Raw genomic sequence first — 9,840 nt, forward strand, 5'->3', positions numbered from 1 at the left:
CATTCACTATTTATATCATATGGATCGGCCTGATGCCACCTATCCATAAAATATGCGGGCAAGCTACCAGAAAACCAAAACCATTCCGCAAGTGTTTCAGTATATCTCACGGTATATCCACTTGCTCCCTGAAATAGTATTGCTGCGTCAAAACCTTTCCAATTAAGAGTAAGCATCAATCCAAAATTTAATAAGGGAGTGGTACCAAATTCATAAGGAACCACGGCATCGTTATCATCAATAATTCCATCATTGTTTATGTCCTTAAATCTGTAGTCTCCCGGTAGTTCCCTGATGGATTGAAATTGCTGAAGAGGGGAATTATTTATTTCCTCAAAACTTGTAAATTGACCATCCGTTTGATATCCGCGAACATAGTTTGTCCATCTGTCCGGTGCATCATCACTTAACCATCTGTCGTATTGGCTTTGAAAAGGCCCCCGTTCTCTATGGCGTATCATTGTGCGGGCCCAGTTCATGTTCCCACGGATTTCATAGTTAAATCCGTTGATGTTATTCCTGTGGCCAAGTTCCAGATCAAAGCCGGTTTGACGATTGCTATTCAGGTTTTCCTGCGGAAGGGTTGTCCCAAACGTATTCGGTAAAGAAACTGCCCGTGTAGCTAATAGTCCCTTTTGTTCCCTGTTGTACACATCAAAAGTCACATCTAGTTTTCCATTCCACAAGCTCAGATCAAAACCTATATCAGCAGTTTCATTGGTCAACCACGATAATAAATTATTCGTAAGCGCGGGAGATTGAAGTCCATTCAGCTGGGTTCCGTTTGTAAATTCCCAAAAACTGGTGCCCCCAAATGTGAAACCGGGTAAGTATTGAAAAGGATCTCCCGCATCTGTTCCCAACACCCCGTATGATGCGCGCAATTTCAAATTTGAAATAGCAGCCACATTATTTTTCAGGAAATCTTCTTCAGATACTCTCCATGCACCGGATACAACCGGAAAGAAACCAAATCGATTATCAGGATGATAACGATACGATCCGTTATAGTTGAATGCAAAATCAATCAAATACTTTTGGGCAAAAGCGTAATTTACCCTTCCTATGTAACTGATTCTTGAGTTTAGATCTTCCCAGCCATTCGTCGTTTGATTAGCTTCATTGGCAAAACGCAGTTGATCATTAGTAAAAAAATCTCCATAGTATCTTCTACCTTCCAATCCACGATACCAACCTTTGTACTGTTCGGCAACCAACATTAACTTGATGTCATGATTCGAACCAATTGCTACATTATAATCCGCACCAAGACGAAGCATATATGTATTATTAACAGTCGACTGATTATAAAGATTCTGGTCGGGTCTTTGAAAGATGGGATTATAAGTATCCGTTTCAATATCATGCGTATAGGTATAAAATGCTTTATAAAGATTCTTATTTAAATAATTTCCCTGATCATATGATCCAAGAGCTGTTATGACTAAATCTTTAATAAAAGGAACAGTGTATTTCAGCTCAAAGCTTGATTGTAAATTTCTATTTTCACTCTCGTTAAAACCTGTCAATTCTCTTTGCGATGCTGCCAATGGAGTAACTCCAAGGTTTGTGGTGGCAGGATAATCAGGATTGTTATTTGCATACGGATATTCAGTTGGTAGTGTCACAATTGTATTTCTAGAGATTTGCTCAAAACTTTCTCCCGGTTGATAGGCTTTATCATACAGACCAGCGATATTAACCCGCACCCGAAGATCCTTCGTGAGATTAGCAGTGACATTACTTCTCAAATTAGCACGGTCATAGCCCAGATCACCGCTTTGTAACATTCCATTATCTTTAACATATTCCAACCCTATATAATAGGTTACATTTTCATTTCCTCCGCTAGCTGATAGATTATGTTGAGTTTGAGTTGAGAAATCCTTCATTGTTAATTTCCACCAGTCAGTGCCTTCATAACCTGGTAAGGTTCCTTCCTGCCATTTTTGCAGCTCTTCTTGAGTAAAAGAAGGTGAAGAAATTCTACCTGGGTTAGAATATAGTGCAGCTTCGTTTAACATCATCGTATACTCAGCCGCTGTCGCTTGCCTGGCACGATCAGTAATAGTAGATGTTCCTACTACTGCTGAATAATTAAATGTTGTTTTGCCTTTAGTACCCTGGTTTGTTGTAACAATTATTACTCCGTTTGCAGCTCCGATGCCATAAATTGCTGCAGAAGCATCCTTAAGTACACTTATACTTTCAATATCTTCAGGATTTAATTTTTGAAACGCTCCGGCATCATTCCTGATAATACCATCAATAACATACAATGGATTTCCAAAACCACGAATTTGTATGTTATTGTCAAATTGTCCCGGTTGTCCGGAATTTTGACGGATATTTAAGCCCGCTACTTTTCCTTGTAGTTTTTGGGCAAGACTTGAATGGGTTGTAGTCTGTATGTTTTCTGTTCTTACAGATGAAATTGAACCTGTCAGGTTAATTTTTCTTTGCGTTCCATATCCCACCACAACAACTTCATCTAATATTTCCATATTTTCTATCAGAGTTATATTAATTGTAGTTCTTCCGCTTAACGGAATACTCTGTGACATCATACCCACATAAGAAATATCTAATATGGCATTTTCGTGAACATTGGTTAGCGTGTACTTGCCGTCGATATCCGTTACTGTTCCCTTGGCAGCATCGCCTTGAACAACAATCGTTGCTCCAATAATTGATTCCCCATTAACATCAGTCACTGTTCCGGTAATAGTTTTGCCGGCTTGCTGTTGTGCTATTGCACTGCTTATTGTTTCTATCCCCTTTTTATTTAAAGTACGCTTCGAAAGAATAATATAGTTGTTCTCGAAATCATAACCAATGTCGGTATCTGAAAAGGCTTCGTTGAGATAGGACGATACTTTATCCGAATTTTGTTGGAAATTTATTTTCCGGTTGGTATCTACTTCCCGGTTGCTGTAAACTACCAGATAATCGGTTTGTTTCTCAATTTCGTTGATCAACTGGCCAATAGTGACGGAACTCGTCTTAAGCTCAATAACCGCATCCTGTGCATTGGAATTGAGCGCCATCATCTGAAATGTGAACGCGAATAGAAATAGTAGGCAGATTTTCATGATTTTAAATAAATCTTTAAAGTCACTTTTTTTTATCAAAAAGTGATCAGATGAAATGTTTATTTTCATACATTTGTATTGTTAAGTGAATACTAAATTTAAACTGTGTGTTTGCTTTACTTCCGGCGATAAGTGTTAGCGCACTTATCGCTTTCTTTCTACAAAAACCACCGTGTACGAAAGTACGTACGGTAGTGTGAAAGGGCAGGGGAGTAACCCCTTTATCTGTTCGATTACTGACGATTTTTTCTCATAGGCATTTCATTTTTAAAAGGTAATACATTTATTTTGTAAGCGTGATGATATTATTTTCCGTATCCTTTTCAATAGTGAATTTTTGAATTTTTTGGATGATACGGAGTATTTCATCTATGCCGTCTCGCTGGCGGAATTTTCCTGTATATCGTACGTTGAATATTTCCGGGTCTTTTACAATGATCTTTACGTCGTAATAAAGTTGTAGCTTCTCAATAATATCCAGTAGTTTTTCATTATAAAAAGTATAAATACCCTCTTTCCACAAGAAATATTCGGAATTTGAAATCGGGCGAACCTGCATTTTTCCTCCTTTCACGATTAGTTGCTCCTTTGGTTTTAGGGTAACGCTTGTTTGCGGCGTGTGTTTGCCGTACACGTTTAACGATCCCTCCACCAGATCGGTTTGGATGTATCCGGTTTCGGGATAGCTATAGACGTTGAATTGGGTTCCCAGCACCTTCATTTCGATGTGTTGCGTGGAAACGACAAACGGTTTTTTCAGGTTTTCAGCCACATCAAAATAAGCCTCGCCCGAAACGGTAACCCGGCGTGTTTTACCGGAGAACCGGGCAGGATAGGTGAGCGAAGATTGTGCGTTTAACCACACCGAAGTACCGTCTTGCAGCGTTAGTTGTGCGCGTTGTCCGGCCGGAACATACAACGTGTTCGTCTCGCTGTTATCCGGGACATTTTCATAGAAATATTTCGTCAAGAAAAACGTCGAGCCGATAAGTATGACGGCTACGGCTGCATATTGAAAAGCAAGGCGAATGATGGTACGTTGTTTTTTTGTCTGTAACCGGAGAACAAACTTCTGAAACCCTCTCCTGCCCTCTGTTTCGTTCGTTGATAGGGGGGATACGAGTGAAAGTGCATAGATATTTTGTAAGCGAATAAATTGGGTTTGTAACGATTCATCCGTTTTCAATTGATGAAACAATTCGGATGTTTCCGCTTGTCCGAGTTCACTAAGGAAATATTTCGAGAGTTTTTCGTTCATTTTCAGCCTCTTTAATTAATTAACGGACGAAGGTGAAAAATCCGCTAAAGAAAATAAAAATAATTTTTTAATGTGGTGATATGTTAATGCGGCGATGGGGTAGAAGATAGAGTAAAGACTTTTGGTGAAATAGTTTTTAAAGAAATGACGGATGATGTATTAGAAGCATGCGCGGTGTGAATAACTTACATAAAAAGAAAAACAAACAGTGGAATATAATCTTTGAGCGCCTCTTTCAGCTTCCTGTATGCGATACCCATTTGAGTTTCTACGGTATGAACGGAGATATTGAGTTCTTCTGCAATAGCTTTCTGCTTTTTCCCGTCGATTTTATTCATGATGAAGATTTCCCGGCATCTCTCGGGTAGGTTATTGATGGCATTTTGAATGATGGTCTCAATATCAGATTCGTGGAAGATCTTTTCATCGAATGCTTCCAACGAATGAAACTTCAATTGCAAAGCAAGTAGATACTCCTCTTGCATTTTATTCGCAGCTTTCAGTACAATAGTTTTGTGTCGCAAGAAGTCGATGCATCTGTTTTTTACCGCTGTAAACAGGTAAGAGAAAAGGTTGGCGTGAGAAGACAGGACGAGTTTTTGTTTCCATACATCAAGAAATACGTCCTGCACAATATTCTCCGCATCTTCTTCCCGAATAACGTATTCCTGTGCAAAACGCTTCATTCTCGAATAGTAAGAAATATATATATTCTCGAATTCAGTTGTATTTTTTAAGGTGCTGTCCATTTGTACCCTCAAGCCAACTTTAGGGATTGTGACTCAAAAGTACAAAAAACTTAAACGATAGCAATAATATTTATTAAAAGACACTTTTCCACCATCTCTTTAAAGGGGAGGAGAACGTTCGTATAGAAAATATTGCGCAAAATGCGCAATTCATGAAAATTGTATATATTTGCATGAAGTTAAATAGATACAATGATATGAACCCGTTTTTACTAAATAATTATCTGGGTCCCGATTATTTCTGTGGCAGAAACGAAGAAACAGAAATTTTATTGAAGAATATCAATAATAATAGTAACACAGCCGTGTTCTCGCAGCGTAGAATTGGAAAAACAGCAAATAAAATACTGGAAAAAGAATATGTTCCTTTTATTAAGAATACTTTTCAACCCTATTCTCAAAACTTCATAAAGAATTATGACCGGGGTCGACTTCAACATTGAAACGTAATTTGGAAGCACTCGTCGACAAGGCAATCATTTACCATAATATGTCTGTAGAGGAACCCTATTATAAGGTTGAAGATAAGTTCCTGATGCGTTGGCTGCAGAATAAATGATGTACAAACTACTTCAAATCAAATTTTTTTAAGCCGGTAGAAATATAATTTTCTCTTATCCCAGAAACTCGGCTGCTCGTGAGAAGATGTTCCGGAACGCAGCGTTCACGGAGGTGGTGTCTTTCTCGTTGACAGGAAAGGGGTTCTCGTGGGTGTATGGAAAGGTGAAATCGAGCAACGTGACGCATGCATCGGTGATCTTCTGTCCCAGGGCTTCCCGCACGCCATCGTAGGGTATCACGCAGTCGCGGAGGAGGGTAATCCCACTCAGTCGCTTGCCCAGCTGCTCGAAGAAGATTTCACGTTTCAGCCTGAATTTGTCCGGGGAAATCATGCTATTGAAGGCGTGGAACGCGTTATCCTGCTCCCATTGAGCGGAGGGTTCGTTCCCGAAAATATGGATATAATACTGCTGAAGCTTTTCAAAGGCGGGTTTGTCTAAGATGTTTCTGGAAATGCCAAACATGGAGCGAAAGATGCTTCCGCCGCAGAACATAAAGAGGCGGGAGTCCGAAAAAAGACCTTTCTGGTTGGCCATGAGGGCGACCTGCGACAGGAAGGCACCGATGGAGTAGGCAAAGATATCAATTTTTGTACCTTCTTTGAAAAGGGGATGACGGCCGGTTTTTATCTCTTCGAACAACACCGTTAAATCTGCCCAGGTTTGCCTACCCGACAGATAAAACCGCTCCGGGTTTTGGCTGATACGGTCACTCAGGGCGACGTTGGCATAGCTGATGGTGCGATCGTCGGTATATTTCTCTTTCCGGAAGTCCAATAGACTGATCAGGTTGCGGGGGTTCGACCAGGTAAGAGGCGCCCGGTTTATATGGAATGCGATAGGAAAAAGGATGACGGGTTTACCGGTATTACAGCATAAGAACTCTGCCCAGGGGAGGTATTTGTTCCAGCTTCGTTCGTTCAGCCCGTGCAGAAGGAGGATGGCTTCTCCTTGCTTCTGTTTGCCCGAAGGAGTGAAGACCGGGTATTCAAACGAAAAATTTTCGGATATATTACTGTCAGCGCAAGGCAATGTGAGGCCTCTTTCGTCGTTTAAAAGACTGTGGAAACGGAAAAAACGTATGTTGATACCTGTTTCGTCTAAGTGGCAGTCTGCTCCCTGTTTGAAACAACTGTTCAGTTCAATATATCGTTCGTTGTAATTCAACATAACCGGTTATTTTCCGGTAAAAGAACAGGCTTTTTTCATCGCGTGCAAATGAAAGGGAAAGGTGCAACGAAAATGGGACGGAATCCTATATATGGGGTGAAATCGGTTATTGAGGGGTGAAAAAACTGCCGGGAAGTTCCGATTATTTTGGTAAGTCATCAATAAAAATTTACTTTTGTACCGGGTGATATATAAATTCATTCTACATGGACGAAAAGATCCCTGCATATTTGTATGAAAAGAAAAACAGCGTAAAAACGATCCTCTTTACGGCTCTTTTTGCCCTGCTGTTCATCAATCTTTTCCAACCGTTCGGTTCCCGCGACTGGTATCCCGGTATTTCGGATATAAAGTACTTTGCTTTTTCGAGCCTGATCATCCTTACCGGTATGCTGGTGGTGGTAATCAGCCGGGTGATCCTTACGGCCTGTTCGAAAAAACGGGATGTAGTGTATTGGCAATATGCGCTGTGGATCTTGTGCGAAATAGTGGCAATGGCCATCTTCTATACCCTCTTCGCGAAATTTTTTCCTAAAGACGGGATAGAGAGGGATATTTCCGAGATCTTCAGGCAGAGCCTTATCAATACGGCTTTAGTGCTGCTTTTGCCTTATGCTATCACCTGGCTCTATTTCTCATGGAAAGAGAAGAGTGCGCTCCTGGAGCATATCGAACAGGAGAAATCTGGCGATGCCCACGCGAAAACGCTGATCGCGTTCCCTGATGAGAAGGGCGACCTGAAAATCTCGGTGATGCTGGAAAATCTGCTCTATATTGAGTCCGCCGATAATTATGCGACTATCTATTACCTGAATAAATCGGGCTTATCGCACTTCCTGTTGCGTAACTCCCTGAAGTGGATGGAGGAGCATCTCACTAAGGAGACCCCTTTAGTCCGTTGCCATCGTTCTTATATCGTGAATATGGATAAAGTAAAGATACTGAAAAAGATAAAAGGTGAAATCGTGCTTGAGCTCGATGCAGAGTATACACCCGATCTCCCCGTTTCAAAGACCTATTACGATTCGTTTATGAGTAAATTTTCCCAATATTCGGTGTAGCGAGGGCTAAGCGCTACACCCTTTTCAGATATACTGAAACCGACCCGTCGCCCACATGGAACCAGCCGCGGCCGTCGTCGCCGATGATTACATCTTCCTGTACATGTCCGAGTTTGTCATACCATGAGGTTCCTGCATAATCCGTACCGACGGACATCGGTTTGACCCCTCCTTCGGAGTTGCTCATTATAACCACGCAGCCGTCGGGGTGATGTTCGTCGCCGCGACGAACCCATCCCACCACATGTTCGTGATCGAAATAATCGTCCTGCTCGCCGTAAGAGAAATCACGGCGTACATCCAGCAACTGATCAATCATCCACTGCATGCCGGGTTGCGGATTATCGCCCCCGATGCCGTAATAATCCCCCAGAAAAATACAAGGGTACCCGTCTTTGCGTAAAAGGATAAGAGCATAGGCCAGCGGCTTGAACCATTCTGGGACATATGGTTCTCCCTGTAACCGATGAGAATCGTGGTTATCTACGTAGGTGACAGCCAGTTCGGGATAAGCGGAGACAATAGAGCTTCCGAATATCTTTCGCATATCAAATCCCGGGCCATCCATGCCGCATTGCTTGAAGTTATAGTGCAGAGCCACATCAAACAGGTCGATCTTGTGCTCCACATTATGCAGGTATAGTTCAATGTCCATACCATCATAGAAAGAGTACTCCCCTACTACATAGAAATCGCCGGCGAATTCTCCCCTCACATGGTCAATAAAATCCTTTACGAACCAGTCGTTGATATGTTTAATGGCATCCAGACGTAAGCCGTCGACACCTGTCTCATGGATGAACCAACTGATCCATTTTTTTGTTTCCTCCTGCACATCCGGATGTTTGTAATCGACATCGGTGAACATCAGGAAATCGAAATTGGCATACTGCTGGCCCACCGAGCGATCATCCACCTCGATACCTTTATTATCGCCCTGGATAATGTAAATGGCATCTTTATCATCCCTGTAATTGTAATCGGTGGCCGAAAAATGTTCCCAACTCCACTCGAAATCGGAATATTTTTTATTTCGCCCCGGGAAGGTAAAGCGTGTGAATCCTTCTATTTCATAGGGCTCTGTGATCGCCTTGTTGCGATCGTGCGGGTCTACTTCCACTACCCAAAATGTTTGCAGTTCGTCGCCTCCTCCCTTATGGTTAAGAACTACGTCGGCATACACTGCAATCCCATTGTCATGCAAAGCCTGTATGCAATCATGCAACTCTTGTTTGGTGCCATATTTTGTACGTACGGTCCCTTTCTGGTCGAATTCACCCAAATCGTACAGATCGTAGGCGCCGTAGCCAACATCATTTGAGTCGGTCCCTTTATAACACGGGGGGATCCAAACGCTTGTGACGCCTATCTCTTTTAAATGCCCGGCATCTTCTTTCAGGCGGTTCCACAGGTTTCCTTCGTTAGGAAGGAACCATTCGAAATATTGCATCATGATTCCATTGGTACGCATTCGACTTTTTTTTAATATGTAACGTGTTTTAACGGGAAGTTCACAAAAAATAAAACATTCACGACAAAGGGAAGTTCTGACTCTTAAGTTTTTTTAGTGGTTTTTGAGACTGTTTTTGTAAAGCGTATCCATACACAGCATTCCCAATACGTTTAATACTAAAAATACAGAAGAAAAGGAGATTACTTCATTACTTATTATTACTTTTGTAGCTGCAGCAGGTCGGTTTGTCGCTACGACATTCATTGTCGTGGAGGAAAGTCCGGGCAACACAGAGCACCATACTTCCTAACGGGAAGCTGCCCGCGAGGGCAGATAAGCGTAACAGAAAACAACCGCCCCGGCCGGATGCCGGTCGGGGTAAGGGTGAAAAGGTGAGGTAAGAGCTCACCGGGCGTTGCAGCAATGCAGTGTGCCGTACGCATTATGGGTTGCAAGGCCATGTATATCGGATATGTAGGGTTGCTCGCCCGATGCCG

General features: G+C 42.0%; 6 protein-coding genes and 1 other RNA gene. 2 read left to right on the forward strand and 5 right to left on the reverse strand.

The genetic code is table 11. The features are described from left to right. The 4 genes from Q0502_RS00865 to Q0502_RS00880 form a co-directional block, all read right to left on the reverse strand. A partial coding sequence (locus tag Q0502_RS00865) for a TonB-dependent receptor (protein WP_298646042.1) occupies window positions 1-3,161 on the reverse strand: 3,161 nt, incomplete at its 3' end. A gap of 214 nt (window positions 3,162-3,375) precedes the next feature. Next, on the reverse strand, window positions 3,376-4,350 hold the full coding sequence (locus tag Q0502_RS00870; RefSeq protein WP_298646044.1) for a FecR domain-containing protein: 975 nt from the start codon (window positions 4,348-4,350) through the stop codon (window positions 3,376-3,378). Between the two features lie 185 nt (window positions 4,351-4,535). After that, window positions 4,536-5,099 carry an RNA polymerase sigma-70 factor gene (locus Q0502_RS00875; protein ID WP_298646046.1) on the reverse strand — a complete coding sequence of 188 codons (564 nt, stop codon included), beginning with the start codon at window positions 5,097-5,099 and terminating at the stop codon, window positions 4,536-4,538. A 614-nt stretch (window positions 5,100-5,713) separates the two neighbouring features. After that, on the reverse strand, window positions 5,714-6,829 hold the full coding sequence (locus tag Q0502_RS00880; protein ID WP_298646047.1) for a DUF6051 family protein: 1,116 nt from the start codon (window positions 6,827-6,829) through the stop codon (window positions 5,714-5,716). 206 nt (window positions 6,830-7,035) lie between these two features. Here Q0502_RS00880 and Q0502_RS00885 point away from each other — a divergent pair, with 206 nt between their 5' ends. Next, the gene (locus tag Q0502_RS00885) at window positions 7,036-7,890 is read left to right on the forward strand and encodes a LytTR family DNA-binding domain-containing protein (protein ID WP_298646049.1); all 855 of its coding nucleotides are present in this window, start codon (window positions 7,036-7,038) and stop codon (window positions 7,888-7,890) included. A 13-nt stretch (window positions 7,891-7,903) separates the two neighbouring features. On the opposite strand, the gene Q0502_RS00890 is transcribed toward Q0502_RS00885, so the two are convergent. Beyond that, entirely contained in the window at window positions 7,904-9,361 is a 1,458-nt protein-coding gene (locus Q0502_RS00890) for an alpha-amylase (protein ID WP_298646052.1), read from the reverse strand. Window positions 9,362-9,575: 214 nt separating this feature from the next. Between Q0502_RS00890 and rnpB the strand changes: the two genes are divergently transcribed. Further along, window positions 9,576-9,840: RNase P RNA component class A (gene rnpB / locus Q0502_RS00895), an RNA gene on the forward strand; the annotation flags it as partial.

It is taken from the genome of uncultured Proteiniphilum sp. (assembly GCF_937873925.1).
Lineage (GTDB): Bacteria > Bacteroidota > Bacteroidia > Bacteroidales > Dysgonomonadaceae > Proteiniphilum.